The sequence below is a fragment of the Tateyamaria algicola genome (assembly GCF_047715485.1).
Lineage (GTDB): Bacteria > Pseudomonadota > Alphaproteobacteria > Rhodobacterales > Rhodobacteraceae > Tateyamaria.
Map to the genome: position 1 here is coordinate 1,819,215 of NZ_CP180422.1, position 16,320 is coordinate 1,835,534.

15 protein-coding genes and 2 pseudogenes are annotated in these 16,320 nt (G+C 64.1%); 10 read left to right on the top strand and 7 right to left on the bottom strand.

The genetic code is table 11. The features are described 5' to 3' along the window. Positions 1-41: 41 nt before the first annotated feature. Positions 42-1,214 carry an MFS transporter gene (locus tag ACMHLQ_RS11410; protein WP_415404921.1) on the bottom strand — a complete coding sequence of 391 codons (1,173 nt, stop codon included), beginning with the start codon at positions 1,212-1,214 and terminating at the stop codon, positions 42-44. 109 nt (positions 1,215-1,323) lie between these two features. Between ACMHLQ_RS11410 and ACMHLQ_RS11415 the strand changes: the two are divergent. Continuing rightward, a pseudogene (locus tag ACMHLQ_RS11415) lies at positions 1,324-2,450 on the top strand (DUF3095 domain-containing protein). On the opposite strand, the gene ACMHLQ_RS11420 reads toward ACMHLQ_RS11415, so the two are convergent. The 3 genes from ACMHLQ_RS11420 to ACMHLQ_RS11430 form a co-directional block, all read right to left on the bottom strand. Continuing rightward, complete coding sequence (locus ACMHLQ_RS11420) at positions 2,447-3,214, bottom strand: HpcH/HpaI aldolase family protein (protein WP_415404922.1); 768 nt, start codon at positions 3,212-3,214, stop codon at positions 2,447-2,449. The pseudogene ACMHLQ_RS11415 and the gene ACMHLQ_RS11420 overlap by 4 nt on opposite strands. A gap of 167 nt (positions 3,215-3,381) precedes the next feature. Continuing rightward, positions 3,382-4,086 (bottom strand): winged helix-turn-helix domain-containing protein, encoded by a 705-nt coding sequence (locus ACMHLQ_RS11425; protein ID WP_415404923.1) that lies wholly within the window; start codon positions 4,084-4,086, stop codon positions 3,382-3,384. Next, positions 4,058-4,339, bottom strand: a complete 282-nt coding sequence (locus ACMHLQ_RS11430) for a hypothetical protein (RefSeq protein WP_415404924.1) — start codon at positions 4,337-4,339, stop codon at positions 4,058-4,060. The genes ACMHLQ_RS11425 and ACMHLQ_RS11430 overlap by 29 nt, the downstream gene beginning before the upstream one ends. Before the next feature lie 165 nt (positions 4,340-4,504). On the opposite strand from ACMHLQ_RS11430, the gene ACMHLQ_RS11435 reads away from it, so the two are divergent. The 4 genes from ACMHLQ_RS11435 (at position 4,505) to ACMHLQ_RS11450 (ending at position 8,530) form a co-directional block, all read left to right on the top strand. Further along, on the top strand, positions 4,505-5,011 hold the full coding sequence (locus tag ACMHLQ_RS11435; RefSeq protein ID WP_415404925.1) for a hypothetical protein: 507 nt from the start codon (positions 4,505-4,507) through the stop codon (positions 5,009-5,011). A gap of 134 nt (positions 5,012-5,145) precedes the next feature. Then, a complete protein-coding gene (locus ACMHLQ_RS11440) occupies positions 5,146-5,781 on the top strand; it encodes a ribonuclease HII (RefSeq protein WP_415404926.1) in 636 nt (211 codons plus the stop codon). 112 nt (positions 5,782-5,893) lie between these two features. Continuing rightward, positions 5,894-6,994: a site-specific DNA-methyltransferase gene (locus tag ACMHLQ_RS11445; RefSeq protein ID WP_415404927.1), complete on the top strand. Its 1,101-nt coding sequence runs from the start codon at positions 5,894-5,896 to the stop codon at positions 6,992-6,994. Between the two features lie 141 nt (positions 6,995-7,135). Further along, on the top strand, positions 7,136-8,530 hold the full coding sequence (locus ACMHLQ_RS11450) for an adenylate/guanylate cyclase domain-containing protein (protein ID WP_415404928.1): 1,395 nt from the start codon (positions 7,136-7,138) through the stop codon (positions 8,528-8,530). Here ACMHLQ_RS11450 and ACMHLQ_RS11455 read toward each other — a convergent pair. After that, positions 8,507-9,412 carry a LysR family transcriptional regulator gene (locus tag ACMHLQ_RS11455; protein WP_415404929.1) on the bottom strand — a complete coding sequence of 302 codons (906 nt, stop codon included), beginning with the start codon at positions 9,410-9,412 and terminating at the stop codon, positions 8,507-8,509. The genes ACMHLQ_RS11450 and ACMHLQ_RS11455 overlap by 24 nt on opposite strands. Positions 9,413-9,533: 121 nt before the next feature. Between ACMHLQ_RS11455 and ACMHLQ_RS11460 the strand changes: the two genes are divergently transcribed. From ACMHLQ_RS11460 to ACMHLQ_RS11480, 5 genes are read left to right on the top strand one after another with little or no spacing between them, the layout of a single operon-like run. Beyond that, positions 9,534-10,133 carry an amino acid synthesis family protein gene (locus ACMHLQ_RS11460; protein WP_415404930.1) on the top strand — a complete coding sequence of 200 codons (600 nt, stop codon included), beginning with the start codon at positions 9,534-9,536 and terminating at the stop codon, positions 10,131-10,133. A 21-nt stretch (positions 10,134-10,154) separates the two neighbouring features. Continuing rightward, a complete protein-coding gene (locus ACMHLQ_RS11465) occupies positions 10,155-10,907 on the top strand; it encodes an alpha/beta fold hydrolase (RefSeq protein WP_415404931.1) in 753 nt (250 codons plus the stop codon). Next, positions 10,894-11,808: a flavin reductase family protein gene (locus ACMHLQ_RS11470; RefSeq protein ID WP_415404932.1), complete on the top strand. Its 915-nt coding sequence runs from the start codon at positions 10,894-10,896 to the stop codon at positions 11,806-11,808. Before ACMHLQ_RS11465 ends, ACMHLQ_RS11470 begins: the two co-directional genes overlap by 14 nt. 10 nt (positions 11,809-11,818) lie before the next feature. Then, positions 11,819-12,853, top strand: coding sequence for an LLM class flavin-dependent oxidoreductase (locus tag ACMHLQ_RS11475; protein ID WP_415404933.1), 1,035 nt, complete (start codon positions 11,819-11,821; stop codon positions 12,851-12,853). A gap of 19 nt (positions 12,854-12,872) precedes the next feature. Beyond that, positions 12,873-14,354: an aldehyde dehydrogenase gene (locus ACMHLQ_RS11480; RefSeq protein ID WP_415404934.1), complete on the top strand. Its 1,482-nt coding sequence runs from the start codon at positions 12,873-12,875 to the stop codon at positions 14,352-14,354. A gap of 5 nt (positions 14,355-14,359) precedes the next feature. On the opposite strand, the gene denD is transcribed toward ACMHLQ_RS11480, so the two are convergent. Both denD and ACMHLQ_RS11490 read right to left on the bottom strand, forming a co-directional pair. After that, entirely contained in the window at positions 14,360-15,331 is a 972-nt protein-coding gene (gene denD, locus ACMHLQ_RS11485) for a D-erythronate dehydrogenase (RefSeq protein WP_415404935.1), read from the bottom strand. Continuing rightward, positions 15,328-16,205, bottom strand: a pseudogene (locus ACMHLQ_RS11490) (NAD(P)-dependent oxidoreductase). The gene denD and the pseudogene ACMHLQ_RS11490 overlap by 4 nt, the downstream one beginning before the upstream one ends. Between the last annotated feature and the right edge of the window lie 115 nt (positions 16,206-16,320).

Consider the following 16,320-nt stretch of genomic DNA (forward strand, 5'->3'; position numbering starts at 1 on the left):
GGGCGCTTTATACCCAAAGCCTCGCAGGGGAAAGGGCCGCGTTAGTCCGTGCTGTCACGGCTGAGTGTATAGATCGCCAGACCAAGCAAAAGCGCCACACCGAAGAAGGCAAAGATCGCGACATAGGGCGCGGCGGGGTCCGCCCCGGCGGTGGCCGTGTGGATGCGGCCAGAGACGAATTGCATCACGCCAACCCCGCCGATCCCGAACAGGTTCATCAACGTGACACCGCGCCCGGTCAGGTGCGCCGGGAAAAAGCTGCGCGCGTGGGCGATGATGACCGGAAAGCTGGCGCCGACAAAGCCGATGGCCACCATCAGCGCAATCGCCGCCCAGGCATGTGCGCCGATCCAGAGGGCCAGCGCCAGTGTCGCCATGGCCGTGGCCACGTTGCCGCCAAAGACCACCCATTTGCGGGTGCCCAGCAGCCGGTCCAGCGGGCCATAGGCAAGTGTGCCAAGGATCATCGCCACGCTCATCAACAGTGTGGCGACGCCGATCTGCTGCGTGGACATTGCGAACACATCGCGCAGATAGGGGCCGATCCAAAGGCCCCGGATGCCCGCGATAGGCGCGTAGTTCACGAACATGATGGGAAAGATCACCCAGAGGGCGGGCATCCTCAGCAGATCCATCAGCGACCCGGTGCTGTCACCCTGCGGCTTGGCCGGATCGCGGACGGTGGCAAGGCAGCCCAGCGCCACCAGCCCCGTGACCGCCGCCAACACCCACATCGCGTTGCGCCAGCCGATGGTGTCTGCGGCCACGGCCATCGGATAGGACGAGATCAGGTTGCCCACCGTCCCTACGCCGATCATCACGGCCGCCAGGGTGGCAAAGCGGGTCGGGTCAAATTCGCGGGCAAAGATGTAGAAACTGGCCATCAGAACCGGGGAACACCCGATCCCGATCAGCGTCATCGCGGCATGGATATAGAGCGGCCCCTGCGCCACGGCGAACAGGGCGGCGCCGCCCGCCCCGCCGATCAGCAGCAACCATCCAGAGGTGCGGCGCGGCCCAAGTGTGTCCAGCGCCCAGCCCACGGGGATTTGCATCGCGGCAAAGGCCAGAAACCAATAGCCCGAGGCGGTGGCCAGCACATCAGGCGCAATGCCCAACGCATCCTGCAATGGCGCTGCCAGCACGGCGAGGAAGGCACGAAAGAACTGGCTCAGCACATAGGCCAGCCCCAGCAGGATCAATCCGGTTTTCATGAAGTCTCCACCCTTCGCGCCTTGGGTGACATGGGCGGCGCGCACGTGCAAGTGAGATTGCCCGGGACGGTTCCCATGATAGGGTCGGCACGGGAAAGAGGTGCGTGACATGTTTTACGATCAATTGCCGCGACAGGTCGCGTTTTCAGATCTGGCCGACCCTGCGCTCTATACCGGCCTGCCTGATGACTGGATTGTGGGCACCTCTGACATCGTCGGCTCGACCGCGGCCATCGCGGCGGGCAAGTACAAGGTGGTGAACATGATCGGGGCGGCCGTGATCTCGGCCCAGATCAATGGCGCGGGGGAACGCGCCTTTCCTTACGTGTTCGGCGGGGACGGGGCGGCCTTTGCCCACCCACCGGAATATCGCGATCAAGCCGCCGAGGCGCTGGCCGCCGTACAGGTCTGGGCGCGCGAGGAGTTCGATATGGGCCTGCGCGTCGGCCTGTTCCGGGTGGCCGATATCCGCGCGGCGGGGTTTGACGTGGCCGTGGCGCGCTATGGCGTGTCGGACGGCGTGGACTATGCCATGTTTTCCGGCGGCGGGGTCAGCTGGGCCGAAGAGCAGATGAAGGCGGGTGTGGACACTATTCCAGAGGCACCGCCAGGTACGCAGCCCGACCTGACGGGCCTCAGTTGCCGGTGGAGCCACATGAAAGCCCAAAGCGGTACGATCCTGTCCCTGCTGGTTCAGCCAGGCGCGGGCGTGGACAGCGCGGCATTTGCATCCGTCGCGCAATCGGTGCTGGATATGGTGGCCCATCTGGATCGCGGCGGGCACCCGTCACCCCCCGAAGGGCCGGGCACGGGCTGGCCGCCCCCGGTGCTGTGCTCGAGGCACATGCCAGCCGGGGCAACATGCCGTTGGCCAAGCGGCGGCGGCAGATCCTATTTGAAACGGCCATCGCCTGGGTGCTGCTAAAAACTAAGATCAAGCTGGGCGGCTTTGACCCGGCCCATTATCAGCGCACGGTTGGCGCAAATGCGGATTTCCGCAAATTCGATGACGGGCTGAAAATGACGCTCGACTGCGATGCGGACACGGTTGAGCGGCTGCGCGCGCTTCTCGACGCGGCGCGCGCGGCGGGCACGGTGACCTATGGCATGCACACACAAGACGAGGCGATGATGACCTGCATCGTGCCGTCCATCATGGACGACAGCCATGTGCACTTTATCGACGGGGCGGCGGGGGGCTACACGCAGGCCGCGATGGGGATCAAGGCGGGCTAGCCCTTCCACCTCTTGGCAAGGGCCCGCAGGCTGTTTGCAAGGATCAATAGATCGAGGCCGGTGGCCACGAACCGCGCACCCCAGTCGAGGCAGTCCTGCGTGAATTCAGGCGTTGTGGCCAGCACACCGGGGGCCTTGCCCGCGGCTTCGATCTTGGCGAATGCGCCCCTGATAGTGGCCTGTACCTCGGGATGGGTCAGCTGACCCATATGACCCATATCTGCCGACAGGTCAGCCGGGCCGATGAACACACCATCAATGCCCTCGACGGCAAGGATGTCGTCCAGCGCGGCCAGCCCGGCGCGGTTTTCGACCTGCACCAGCAGGCAGATCTGGTCATCTGCCGTGGGGCCGTAATCTGTGATCGCGCCAAAGCGGCTGCACCGCGCGCCGGAATAGCCCACGCCACGCCCGCCAACGGGCGGATAGCGCACATCATGCACCAGTTGCTGCGCCTGTTCCGCGCTTTCGACCATGGGCACAAGCACGGTTTGCGCGCCCGCATCCATGACCTGCTTTATGATCCACGTCTCGCCACTGGGCACGCGCACGGCGGCATGGCTGTCGGAGGCCTCGAGCGCCATGAGCTGCATGCGCATTCTCGAGATGTCGTAGGGGGTGTGTTCGCCGTCGATCAGCAGCCAGTCGAACCCGGCCGTGCCCGCGATTTCGGTGGCCAGCGGATCGCCCAGCGACAGCCAGCAGCCAATGACGGTCTCTCCGTTCCTGATGGCAGCCTTGAACGGGTTATGGGGTGCGGGCATGTCGGTGTTCTCCTGTCTTTTGCGCACCCTATCCGCGTGCGCCGCCAGATGGCCACCTCAGAAATGAGGCGCATACGCGCCACGTGATGTTTTGCATCTGCCTCCGGCAGCCGCGTTTGTGCCTCCGGCGGGGATTTTTTGGGAACAGAGAAGGAAAGGGCCAGCGCCTAGAGCACCTTGATCACGTCCTTTTCCACGGCGAGCATGTAGCCGCGCCGCGCGATGTTCTTGACCAGAAGTTCGCTGACGATCTGGTTGCCCAGCGTATCGCGCAACCGCTTGATCCGTGTGGCCCCTGCCGCCTCTTCGCAATCTGCGGCACTGCGCCCCGATATAATGCCCTCGATTTCCGAGCCGGACAGTACATCATCGTCCATCCGCGCCTCGGCTAGGATGCTCATCGTTTCCATGGCCGCATCCGTCAGTTTGAAGCCGAGGTTATTGAGGTAGACGGTGTTTTCCTCGCGGCTGATCAGCAGGGAATTGACCTGGATGCCCGCCCGCTCGATCTGGGCCATGCGGCGGTTGAAGCCGACCAGAAGGACAAGGAACACAAGCGCTGCGATCATCATGCCGGTGGCAAAGACCAAGAGCACAAAGATCACGACGCGGTAGCTGGCCAAGGTGTCGGAAAACGCGGTGCCGGACTGGGCGAGGATTTCCAGCAGCTTGATCTCGGCCTGGCTGGTGAGGTCGGCGTTTTCGATGAACATCCGCTCGACCCGCGCATCAAAGGCGCCCGCATCCGGCAGGGTCAGGAACAGCAACAGCGCCGCAAGCAGCAACAGCGCCACGATGCCCGCAATGCCGAACGCCACCAGCCGTCCACCGGTGCGCCGCATGTCAGAAGCGGAGGTAGTAGGATCCTGCACTGGCTTTCCTTTGGTCGAGACCTTCCGGCCCAAATACGGACAGAACCTGCAACAATGTCCAGCCTTGTGCGGCAAGACGCGATTGCAACTGGCTGGCCGCGGATGAGGCCGCGCATTGGCCGGACACCTGCGCCACACCGTAATGCAGCCGCAGCGGATTGTCCTGTTTTGCCTTGTAGTCGGCATAGCATTGCGCCTGTGCCGTACCCGCAAGGGCAAGGGACATCGCAAGAGAAAGGGCGATCTGTTTCATAGGGGCGAGAGTGGGCCGAAAAACCGGGATATTCAATAACAGGAAGGGGTTGAGGTGGATGATATTCGATAACGGGAGGCTGTTATTGCCTGTCTGAAAGGGGGCGGCCCAGGTTGGTGTCATCGCCAACACACTGGCCTGCCACTTCTGAAAGGACTGCCCCCAATGACACGTCGCATCCACCGCACTTTCATCGCTGCCATCGCTGCCGCATCCATCGCCATCACCGGATTTTCGGCCGCGCCAGCCCGCGCCGGACAGGACGAAGTGGGGGCAGCCCTTGCCGCCTTGCTGGGCCTCGCCATCGTGGGTGCCGTGATCAAGGACAAGCGCGACGATCGCAAGGAACGTCACGCCGCCCCCCAGCCACAGGTGCACAAGCCACATCACAAACCCAACCACATCAAGCGGCACAAACAGCATGCGCACCCAAAGCCACTGCCCCACCGCGTCAGCCGCAAGCTCTTGCCGCAGCGCTGCCTGTTCAACCTGCCCAATGACAACGGGCGTTACCTGAACGTCTTTGGCCAGCGCTGCCTGAACCGCCACTACCAGCACGTCGCCAGCCTGCCGCAGCAATGTGGCCGCCGCGTCTGGACCCAGCGCGGTGCGCGCTTTGGCTACGCCGCGCGGTGCCTGAACAAGCACGGATACCAATTGGCCCGTCACTAAGAGCGGGACAAGCGGCGACCCCATAGGTCCCCTGAGGGGTCGCCAAACTGGAGAGGGCGGTGTTCGGGCACCGCCCTTTTTTGCGCGATGCAGCGCCTTTGGTGGCACGGGGCGTTTGCACTTTCGCGCGGAAAATGGCTTGTGCCTCGGGCAAGGGTTTCAGGAACAGGCGGGTGGCCGTGCCGGATTTTTCACATGAGTTGCAGATCGGTGGCCGCGTCGCAGGCGTTGACGAGGTCGGGCGCGGCCCACTGGCCGGTCCGGTGACGGCGGCGGCCGTCATATTGGACCCGACGCGCATTCCCGAAGGCCTGGACGATTCCAAGAAGTTGAGCGCGCGCAAGCGCGAGGCCCTTTGGGAAGAGATCATCGCCACGGCAGAGGTGTCCATCGCCCATGCCAGCGTCCACGAGATCGAAGTGCACAACATCCTGCGCGCCTCGCACCTCGCGATGCTGCGGGCCGTTCAGGGGCTGCGCGCACCACCCGATCACCTGCTTGTCGATGGCACGGTGCTGCCCCCCGGTCTGAACATCCCGGCAACGCCGTTGGTCGGCGGCGATGGGCGCTCCTTTTCCATCGCGGCGGCCTCAATTGTGGCCAAAATATGTCGCGATCGGATCATGGTGGATTTGGCGCAACAGCATCCCGGCTACGGCTGGGAGACGAACATGGGTTACGGATCAAAAAAGCACATGACCGCTCTCCAAAATCTCGGGGTGACCCCACACCATAGACGTTCGTTCAAACCCGTCCACAATATGTTGTGACAAGTATTTTTCTTAAGTGACTGATTCAAAAAAGAAATTGACCGCGAATCGGCTATGACTCATCTTGGCTGCAACCAACGAGCACAAAAAGTGCCGGGGACAGAGGCAGACGATGACGAAACATGTAAAGGGCGCCGAGGCGCTTCCCTTGAACCAAATCCTTGCGGGTGACTGCATTGATATCATGAACAGCCTGCCTGCGGGTTCGGTTGATCTGATCTTTGCCGATCCGCCCTATAACCTGCAGTTGAAGGGCGAGCTGCATCGCCCTGACAATTCCAAGGTCGATGCGGTTGATGATCACTGGGACCAGTTCAACTCTTTCCGCGCCTATGACGATTTCACGACCGCCTGGCTCAAGGCCGCGCGCCGTCTGCTGAAGCCCAATGGCGCGATCTGGGTCATTGGCAGCTATCACAACATCTTCCGCGTTGGCGCATCTCTCCAGAACGAAGGGTTCTGGATCCTCAATGATGTGGTCTGGCGCAAGTCGAACCCGATGCCGAACTTCCGCGGCAAGCGCTTTACCAATGCGCATGAGACGATGATCTGGGCGGGCAAGTCCGAGGCCAGCAAATACACCTTCAACTACGAAGCGCTGAAGGCCCTGAACGAAGGCATCCAGATGCGCAGCGACTGGGTTCTGCCCATCTGCACCGGCCGCGAGCGTCTGAAGGACGAAGCGGGCGACAAGGCGCATCCGACACAAAAGCCCGAGAGCCTGCTGCACCGCGTGCTGGTTGGCTCGACCAATCCGGGTGATGTCGTGCTCGACCCGTTCTTTGGCACGGGCACCACCGGGGCCGTCGCCAAGATGCTGGGCCGCGAATACATCGGGATCGAGCGTGAAGCCGCCTATCGCAAGGTGGCCGAGGCGCGCATCGCCAATGTCCGCAAATTCGACAAGGAAGCGCTGACCGTCTCCGCCTCCAAACGCGCCGAGCCGCGCGTGCCTTTCGGCCAGCTGGTCGAACGCGGCATGCTGCGCCCGGGCGAAGAGCTCTATTCCATGAACAAGCGCCACAAGGCCAAGGTGCGCGCTGACGGAACGCTGATCGGGGACGATATCAAGGGCTCGATCCACCAGGTCGGCGCCCACCTCGAGGGCGCGCCCAGCTGCAACGGCTGGACCTACTGGTCCTTCAAACGCGAGGGCAAGACAGTGCCAATCGACGTGCTGCGCCAACAGGTGCGCGCCGAAATGCACGACTAACACTTTACCGAACACCGCCAGGTGCCTGCGGCCTTGACCCAAGGCTAAACAATAGGCACTGCACCTATGCCCCGCCTTTTTTGGCGGGGCTTTTTTGTTGCCATACCCTACATAGGTCACAGACCAGCAAGAGGGACGCACATGGCCGACATCAGCGACACGGGCACGGCGGTCGGATCGCGCACGGACGAAAACCCGCTGCCACAGCATCGCCATGCGCAAGAGGCCCTGGCCCGCAACAAGCGCGAAGGGATGGACCTGGCCGTCAAGGCACGCATCGCCGCCTTGTCCGTCACGGCGCTGCTGCTGGTTTTTCTCAATCCGAACTGGGATGTGCTGTGGTATCAGTTTCTGCTGTTCTGCCTGGTGCTGGTGGGCCTAGCCCAACGCCGGGTCGGGCGGGTCGGCCAGTCGCGCGCCGAGCTGGGGCTGTTGTTTGCCGACCTGCTGCTGATGACGACGGCGCTGCTGGTGCCCAACCCCCTGAACAACGAACAGGTGCCCACCGCGCTGATCTACCAGTTCGAGGTGTTCCAGTACTTCTACGTCATCCTCGCCGCCGGGGTGCTCAGCTACTCGTGGCGCACGATCATCGCCATCGGGAACTGGACAACCGCGCTCTGGATGACGGGCGCGGCCTGCGTGTGGTGGTTTGGGTGGAAAGACCCGCAAGTCTCTGCGGTGGCAGAAACGATGTTTCCTCATATCCCCGGTCTGGGCACACAGATGGACCCAAATCTCGTCCATTGGGATCTGCGCATTCAAGAGGTCGTCGTGTTCTTCCTCGTGGCGGCGATCCTTGCCGTCACGGTGCGCCGCTATCAGAACCTCGTGCTCGACAGTGCCGAAATGGCGCGCGAACGCACCAACCTTGCACGCTATTTCTCGCCCTCCATGGTCGAGGAATTGTCGGTCAAGGATGAACCCCTCGGCCAGATCCGCAGCCATGATGCCGCCATCCTCTTTGTCGACATCGTGGGCTTTACCGCCTTTTCCAATGGCCGCCCCGCCGAAGAGGTGATCGACACGCTGCGCGCCTTTCACGCCCGCATGGAAAGCGAGGTCTTCGCCCATGGCGGCACGCTCGACAAGTATCTCGGCGACGGTCTGATGGCGAGCTTTGGCACTCCCCTGCCGCAAGAGGATGACGCGGCGCGCGCCGTGGCCTGCGTGCGGGCGATGGCGGACCGGATGGCGGCGCTGAACGCCACGCGGCGGGCCGATAACCTGCCCGAGATCGACGCGCGCTTTGGCTTGCATTTCGGTCAGGTCGTGCTGGGGGACATCGGCGCAAACCGCCTTGAATTCGCCGTTCTGGGCGACACCGTGAACGTGGCCAGCCGGCTCGAGGCGATGACGCGCAGCCTCGACGTGCAGGCGATTGTCAGCGACGCGGCCATGGTGGCCGCAAACGCCTCCACCGGCTTTCGCCGCGCGCCCGATCAGCAGGTGCGCGGGGTGGCCGAACCCCTGGCCGTCTGGGTGCTGGACGCACCGGGCACCGCGCAGATCTCAGAAAGGCAGGCAAGCCTCTGACGCGGCGACCTCGCCGACCAACCAGTCGGCAAAGGTTTTCGGCAAATCCGAATGCGCAGCCGCGTCGCGTGTCACATGATAGCCGTCACTCGCCGCGACCTTGTGCGGAGAGACGGGCACCAGCGTGCCATCCTGCACGCAGGGCGCCGCAATGGTCGTGCTGGCCAGAACAATCCCCGCCCCGGCGCGCGCCAGATCCACAGCCATGCCATAGGACTCAACAAAGACAGACGGGCTGACCGCGCCCTCGTACCCATGCACCCGTGCCCAGTCCTGCCAACTGTCCGACGTGCCCACGACCTGGATCAGCGGATGGTCACAGATGGCGTCCGGTGACAGCCCGCCCTCGGGTACAGGGCCAACAAGGCGCGGGGCCGCAAACAGCCCGATCTGATTGCGCCCCAGCAGGGTCGAATTCGGCCGGGCCGAGGCAAGGGAATCAAACCTGATCTCGACATCCACATCCAGCTTGGCAAACTCGTCCGGCCACACCTTGGTCATCAGCCGGATCGCCACATCGCTGTGCCGCGCGGTGAACGCCTGAAGGCGGGGCACGATGTACCACTGCGCAATGCTGACACTGGTGGCGACGGTCAGCACATTGGCCCGTGTGCCCACATCGAAACTGTCCGTCGCCCGGCGCAGCGATCCCAGCGCATCCGCAACTGTGGGAACCAGCTTGCGCCCCTCATCGGTCAGGGCCAGCCCGCGATGCTTGCGCTCGAACAGCACACAGCCCAGACGCACCTCAAGCGAATGCACCTGCTGGCTGACCGCCGATTGCGTCAGCCCCATCTCCTGCGCGGCACTGGTAAAGCTCAGATGCCGCGCCGCGCTTTCGAACGCGCGGAACCAGTTGAGCGGTGGAAGGGATCGGCCCATGCTGTTCCAACCTTGCCATAAGTCTGACTAATGGCATTGACCCCAAATTGCTAAATTGTCAATTTTCACGGCCCGTCGCAGTGTTTGGTCGCTTGATAAACCCAACAAAAGTGCGCGTCCCATGCCCCTCGACATCCGTAAAATCGTGACCTTTGACGAAGAGACCCATGTCGAAGGCTTCAAAAAGGCGCAGACGCCCTGGCGCATGTTTGCCGTTGCGGCTGTGGTCACGAACCCCTGGGCCGGGCGCTTTGTCGAAGACCTCAAGCCCGAGATCATGGATTACGGCCCCAAGCTGGGCGCGCTGATGACCGACCGCATGATCGCGCTGGCGGGCAGCGGTGACGCGATCGAGGCCTATGGCAAGGCCGCCGTTGTCGGCGTGGATGGAGAGATCGAACATGCCTCGGCCCTGATCCACACATTGCGCTTTGGCAATTTCTACCGCGAGGCGGTGGGGGCCAAAAGCTATCTTGCCTTCACCAACACGCGCGGCGGCCCCAATGCGCCCATTGCCGTGCCGCTGATGGACAAGAACGATGCGGGCCGCCGCTCGCATTACCTCACCATCCAGTTCGCCATACCGGATGCACCGCGCGCGGACGAAATCGTGATCGTGCTGGGTGGGGCCACGGGCGGGCGTCCCCATCACCGGATCGGGGATCGCTATCAGGATTTGAAAGACCTCGGCCATGACGTCGACAACCCTGCCTCGGTCTGATCTGACCCCATCGCTGGCCGGGTGGACGGGTGGCGCGGGGGCCCCCTGCTGCTGATCCACGGTGTCGGTTTGCGGGCCGAGGCGTGGGCGCCCATGCTGCCCCACCTCACCGCGCAGTTCCGCGTGACAGCCCTTGATCTGCCGGGCCACGGCCACAGCGCAGCCCTGCCAGACAAGGCGACGCTCGCCGACTTCACCGACAGCATCGCCGAGGTCCTGAACGCACCGACCTATGTCGTCGGTCATTCCATGGGCGCGCTCATCGCCATGGACATGGCCGCGCGCCACCCCGAACACGTCGCGGCCATCGCACCGCTCAACGCGATCTTCCGCCGGTCCGTCACCGCCCGCGCGGCGGTGCAACAGCGCGCAGCAGACATCGCAGGCGGCAGCCAGCCCGATCCATCCGCCACGCTCGACCGCTGGTTCGGGCCACAGCCCACCGGCCCGCTGCAATCGGCCAGGGACAACTGCGCCGACTGGCTCACCTCCGTCGATCCGCGCGGCTACGCCACAGCCTACCGCGTCTTTGCCGAAGAAGACGGCCCCGCCGACACCGACCTCGCGCGCATCACCTGCCCCGCCCTGTTCGTCACCGGCGCGGACGAACCCAACTCAACCCCCGCCATGTCACAGGCGCTGGCGGCCCATGTCCCCAACGGACAGGCCACCATCCTCACCGAGGCGCGGCACATGATGCCAATGACCCACGCACAGGACGTCGCCGCCCTGCTTTGCGCATTCTTTCAAAGGCACAGCCATGCCACCGCTTGACCCTCAGGCGCTGCGCCAGGCCTTTGGCAGCTACATGACGGGCGTCACCATCGTCACGGCCCGCGCCGCCGACGGCACGCCCGTGGGGTTCACCGCCAATTCCTTCACCTCTGTCTCGCTTGACCCGCCCCTGCTGCTGGTGTGCCCGGGCACCCATCTCTCCAGCTTCGAGACGTTCCGCACCTGCACCCACTTCGCGGTCAGCATCCTGGCCGAGGGACAGGACGAGATTTCGAACACCTTCGCCAGCTCCAAAGGCACCCGCTTCGACGCCGTGGCCTGGACGCCGGACACGAACGGCGTGCCGCTGATCGACGGGGCCGTGGCCACCTTTTCCTGCAACACGCACAGCTGCGCCCCGGCGGGGGATCACGTCATTCTGGTCGGTCAGGTCAGCGCCTTTGCCAAATCCGGCAAGCCCGGGCTGGGATACGGGCAAGGCGGGTACTTTACCTTGGCCAAGGAACGCATGGCCCAAGCGGCGCCAGACCGGCCAACCCACGTGGGCGCGATCATCGAACGTGACGGCGCATTGGTGGTGCAGGGCGACGCCGGCGCACGGACCCTGCCGGGCATGACGCTGGCGCACAACACGGCTGCGCGCTCGGCCATGGCCGCACATCTTGAGGCGCAAGGGCTGACGGCAGAGATCGGGCGCGTCTATTCCGTCTTTGACGACGCCAACAGCGGCGAAAAGTTCATCTTTTTCACCGCCACCCTGCGCGCACCCTCCGCCGCGGCGCAGTGCATCCCGCTGGATCACATCCCGCACACCCAATGGCCCTCGCCCGCCATCGCCACGATGATGGCCCGCTACCACCGGGAACGCGCGAACAATCAGTTCGGGCTCTATATCGGCGACAGCGAGGCCGGCGACGTCCACCCCGACACCCGAACCTGAAAGGCCAGCCATGGAGTTTTCCCTTTTCGCACATATGGAACGGCTCGCACCCGAGCAGGACCACCAACAGCTCTACGCCGACTTCCTCGGCCTGTGCACCATGGCGGACGAGGGCGGGATGCGCGCCATCTGGACGGGGGAACATCACGGGATGGAATTCACCATCGCCCCCAACCCGTTCATCACCATCGCCGACGTGGCGCGGCACACCAAACAGGTGAAACTGGGCACGGGCACCGTCGTCGCCCCGTTCTGGCACCCGATCCGGCTCGCGGGCGAGGCGGCGATGACAGACGTGGTCACCGGCGGGCGGCTGGAACTCGGCATCGCGCGCGGCGCCTATTCCTACGAATACGAACGGATGATGCCCGGCATGGACGCCTGGGAGGCGGGGCAGCGGATGCGAGAAACCACCCCGCTCCTGCGCAAGCTGTGGGAAGGGGACCACCCGCACGAGGGCGACTTCTATGCCTTTCCCGCCACCAGCAGCGCGCCCAAACCGGTGCAGGACGGCGGCCCGCCCATCTGGATCGCCGCACGCGATCCCAACAGCCACGCATTCGCCGTGCAGAACGGGTTCAACGTGCAGGTCACCCCGCTCTGGCAGGGGATGGAAGAGATCACGACGCTGATGGGCCGCTTCAACGACGCCTGCGCCGACTATGACGGGCCGCGCCCCAAGGTCATGTTGCTGCACCACACCTATGTCGCCTCGGACGATGCCGACACGGCCCGCGCCGCCGACGAACTCAGCCGGTTCTACAACTACTTCGGCGCATGGTTCCAAAACAAACGGCCCGTCAGCCAAGGGCACATCGATCCGCTGTCAGATGCGGATATGGCAGGCAACGCGATGATGGCCCCCGACAACATGGCCCGCGATCTGACCATCGGCACGGCCCAGGAGGTGATCGACCAGATCAAGCGCTACGAGGATCTGGGCTATGACGAATACTCCTTCTGGATCGACAGCGGCATGTCCAATGAACGCAAGCGCGCCTCGCTGGATCGGTTTATAAACGACGTCATGCCAGCCTTTGCCTAAGTCAGAACAGGATACGGACATGCCCAACCTCCCCCATTACGACCTGTTCATCGACGGCGCCTGGTGCGCCGGGGCCGATGGGCAGATCATGCACAGCACGAACCCCGCCACGGGTGAAACATGGGCCAGCTTCGACTGCGCCGCCCCCGCGGATGTGGACCGCGCCGTTGCCGCGGCCAAGCGTGCGCTGGATGACCCCCAATGGCGCGACATGACCCAAACCGCGCGCGGGCGGTTGCTCTACCGCCTCGCCGACCTGATCGAGGAAAACGCCGAACAGATCGGCACCGCCGAAACCAATGACAGCGGCAAGCTGCTGGCCGAAACCGCGTCGCAAACCAAATATGTCGCCGCCTATTACCGCTACTACGCGGGCCTCGCGGACAAGATCGAAGGGGCCGTTCTGCCCATCGACAAGCCCAACATGCACGTCTTTACCACCCGCAAACCCATCGGCGTCGTGGCCGCCATCGTGCCTTGGAATGCGCAGATGTTCCTGACCGCGACCAAGCTGGGGCCAGCCCTTGCGGCGGGGTGCGCGGTGATCCTCAAAGCGTCCGAGCTTGCCCCCGTCCCGATGCTGGAATTCGCGCGGCTGGTGGAACAGGCCGGTTTTCCCAAGGGGGTCGTCTCGGTGATCACAGGGGACGCGGCCAATTGCGCCATCCCCCTCACCCGCCACCCCGATATCGACCGCATCGCCTTTACCGGCGGGCCCGACACCGCGCGCCACGTCATCCGCAACTCGGCCGAGAATTTCGCCGTCACCTCGCTGGAACTGGGCGGCAAATCCCCCATCATCGTGTTCGAGGATGCCTCGCTCGAGTCCGCCGTGAACGGCCTGATCGCGGGGAACTTCGGGGCCTCGGGCCAGTCTTGCGTGGCCGGGTCACGCGGGATCGTGCACCGCGCGATCCTGCCCGAATTGCTCGCCCGCATTTCCGAACGCGCCACATCCATCATCGTCGGTGATCCGCTAAACGCCGATACCCATGTCGGCCCGCTCTGCACCCTTGCCCAGATCGAAACGATCGAGGCGACGCTGGAAAAGGCCCGAAGCCAGGGCGCAACCATCCACTTTGGCGGCATCCGCACCCCGGACCGCGCAGGCACCTACTTCCAGCCCACACTTGTGGAATGCGCGCATCCCGACACCGAAACGCTCAAGGTCGAGATGTTCGGCCCGGTCATGTCCCTTTTGCCCTTCGACACAGAAGAAGAGGCGATTGCCCTGGCCAATGACAGCGACTTTGGCCTCGGCTCGGGCGTGTTCACCGAAAACCTCGCCCGGGCGCACCGCGTGTCCGACCGCATCCGCTCGGGCATCTGTTGGGTCAACACCTACCGCGCCGTATCGCCCATCGCGCCCTTTGGCGGGCTGAACCAGTCAGGCTATGGGCGCGAGGCAGGGACCGAGGCGATCCTCGACTACACGCGCACCAAAACCACATGGATCGACACCTCGCCCGAACCGATGGCGAACCCGTTCGTGATGCGCTGAGCGGGTCAGCGGCCCGGCAGGTCCTCGGCCACGTAGACGTCGATGATCTCGCGGAACGAGGTCTCGGCGGTGAACCCCAGGGCCAAGGCACGTTCGGGCAGAAAATCACGCGGCCAGCCGTCGACGATCTTGGCGATGGCGGCATCGGGCTGCGGTTTGATCAGGGCCACGACGTTATTGCCCGCCACCTCGCGCAGCGCCTCGATCTGTTCGGCCACGGTGCAACTGATCCCCGGCAGGTTCAGCGCGCGCCGCCCCTGCAAGCGCTCCGTGTCTAGCGTCCCCGCATGGGCCAGAAACCCCGCCGCCGACCGGGGCGAGGCATGCCAATGCCGCACCGTGTCCTCGACCGGCAGCACCGCCTCGACCCCGTTCAAAGGCTCGCGAATGATGCCCGAGAAAAAGGACGAGGCCGCCAGGTTCGCCTTGCCCGGCCGCACACAGATTGTGGGCAGACGCAGCGACATGCCGTCGATAAACCCCTTGCGGCTGAAATCCTGGATCATCAGCTCGCACGCCGCCTTCTGCGCGCCATAGCTGGTCTGGGGCGAGGTCAGGAATTCATCCCCGATCTTGTCCGGGTACGGCCCCCCGAACACGGCGATGGACGAGGTAAAGACCACACGCGGCACGTAATCCCCACCGGTGGCGCGATGCTGCGCGCGCAACGCCTCAAGGAAATGCCACATCGGGATCATGTTCGTCTGCCAGCCCAGATCGAAATTCGTCTCTGCCTCCCCCGACACGATGGAGGCAAGGAAATAGATCAGATCAAACCGTTCCGCCGCCAGCGCCGCGCCCTCGGCAGCAACCGACAGGTTGCCCACCCGGCGATCCGTGCCCGCGCCACCCTCGGGAAAGGCGATGTCGTGCAGGGTCAGCGCAACGGGCGCACCGTCCAGCCCCTCGGCCTCCAGCTTGTGGGCCAGCTTCTGACCGACCATGCCGCCACCGCCCAGAATAAGGACCCGTTTCATGTGTCCATCCCGTTCTGCGCGCGCAACTCAAGATACAGGCCCGAATGGTCCTGATCCGCACCATCCATATGCTCAACGAAATGAGCGAACCGATCCCGCACCCCTTGGGTCATGGGCAGGGACAGGCCCGCTGATTCGGCTTCGACCAGCACATTGTCCAAATCCTTGAGCTGAAATTTCGAGAGTCCGCCAGGCACGAAATTTCCGGTCGTCATCCGCTCTCCGTGCTGCTGCAAAATTGTGCTGTCGGCGAATCCCCCTTCAGCGCGGCGCGCAGGGCGGCAGGGTCTGCACCGCCCTCTTCGGCCAGCAACATGGCCTCGGCAACAGCCCCGATTGTGACGGCAACAATGGTCTGATTGCACAGTTTGCTCAGCTGCCCGGTGCCCGACGGGCCGACATGAACCGGGCGGCCCATCACCTCCAGCACAGGCACGGCGCGGGCAAAATCCTCGGCCCCGCCACCGGCCATGATGGCAAGCGACGCGCCCTCTGCACCCTTTGTGCCACCGGACACAGGCGCATCCAGATGGGTGACGCCAACGGCGGCCAAGGCTTCGGCCTGCGCGCGCGCTTCCCCAGGTTTTGTTGACGACATGTCGATCCACAACGCCCCCGCAGCCAAGGCCCAGGACACCTCTTCGATCACGGCCAGAACGGTCGGGCCATCGCTCATCATGGTGATGATGATATCGGCATCCGTCACCGCGTCGGATGTGGTCTCAACCACGCGCGCACCATGGGCGGCCAGCGGGTCGGCCTTGGCTTTTGTCCGGTTCCAGACGGTGACCGGCACGCCCGCCTCCGCCAGATTCCGCGCCATGGGAAAGCCCATCAAACCCGTGCCCAAAAGGGCCACCTTCTCAAACGCCATCGCGCATCCTCCCAAATTGCCGTGACGTCTGGTCAACAGTTACGCCATGTCCTACGCTAACACCAAAACGCAGGCCACGGGCCAGCGCAACACCTGATCAGGATGGGGGGACCAC

Coding starts and splice junctions, on each gene's coding strand:
- ACMHLQ_RS11410 (WP_415404921.1), bottom strand. CDS start 1,214: ATGAAAACCGGATTGATCCTGCTGGGGCTGGCCTATGTGCTGAGCCAG.
- ACMHLQ_RS11420 (WP_415404922.1), bottom strand. CDS start 3,214: ATGCCCGCACCCCATAACCCGTTCAAGGCTGCCATCAGGAACGGAGAG.
- ACMHLQ_RS11430 (WP_415404924.1), bottom strand. CDS start 4,339: ATGAAACAGATCGCCCTTTCTCTTGCGATGTCCCTTGCCCTTGCGGGT.
- ACMHLQ_RS11435 (WP_415404925.1), top strand. CDS start 4,505: ATGACACGTCGCATCCACCGCACTTTCATCGCTGCCATCGCTGCCGCA.
- ACMHLQ_RS11440 (WP_415404926.1), top strand. CDS start 5,146: ATGGCTTGTGCCTCGGGCAAGGGTTTCAGGAACAGGCGGGTGGCCGTG.
- ACMHLQ_RS11445 (WP_415404927.1), top strand. CDS start 5,894: ATGACGAAACATGTAAAGGGCGCCGAGGCGCTTCCCTTGAACCAAATC.
- ACMHLQ_RS11450 (WP_415404928.1), top strand. CDS start 7,136: ATGGCCGACATCAGCGACACGGGCACGGCGGTCGGATCGCGCACGGAC.
- ACMHLQ_RS11455 (WP_415404929.1), bottom strand. CDS start 9,412: ATGGGCCGATCCCTTCCACCGCTCAACTGGTTCCGCGCGTTCGAAAGC.
- ACMHLQ_RS11460 (WP_415404930.1), top strand. CDS start 9,534: ATGCCCCTCGACATCCGTAAAATCGTGACCTTTGACGAAGAGACCCAT.
- ACMHLQ_RS11470 (WP_415404932.1), top strand. CDS start 10,894: ATGCCACCGCTTGACCCTCAGGCGCTGCGCCAGGCCTTTGGCAGCTAC.
- ACMHLQ_RS11475 (WP_415404933.1), top strand. CDS start 11,819: ATGGAGTTTTCCCTTTTCGCACATATGGAACGGCTCGCACCCGAGCAG.
- ACMHLQ_RS11480 (WP_415404934.1), top strand. CDS start 12,873: ATGCCCAACCTCCCCCATTACGACCTGTTCATCGACGGCGCCTGGTGC.
- denD (WP_415404935.1), bottom strand. CDS start 15,331: ATGAAACGGGTCCTTATTCTGGGCGGTGGCGGCATGGTCGGTCAGAAG.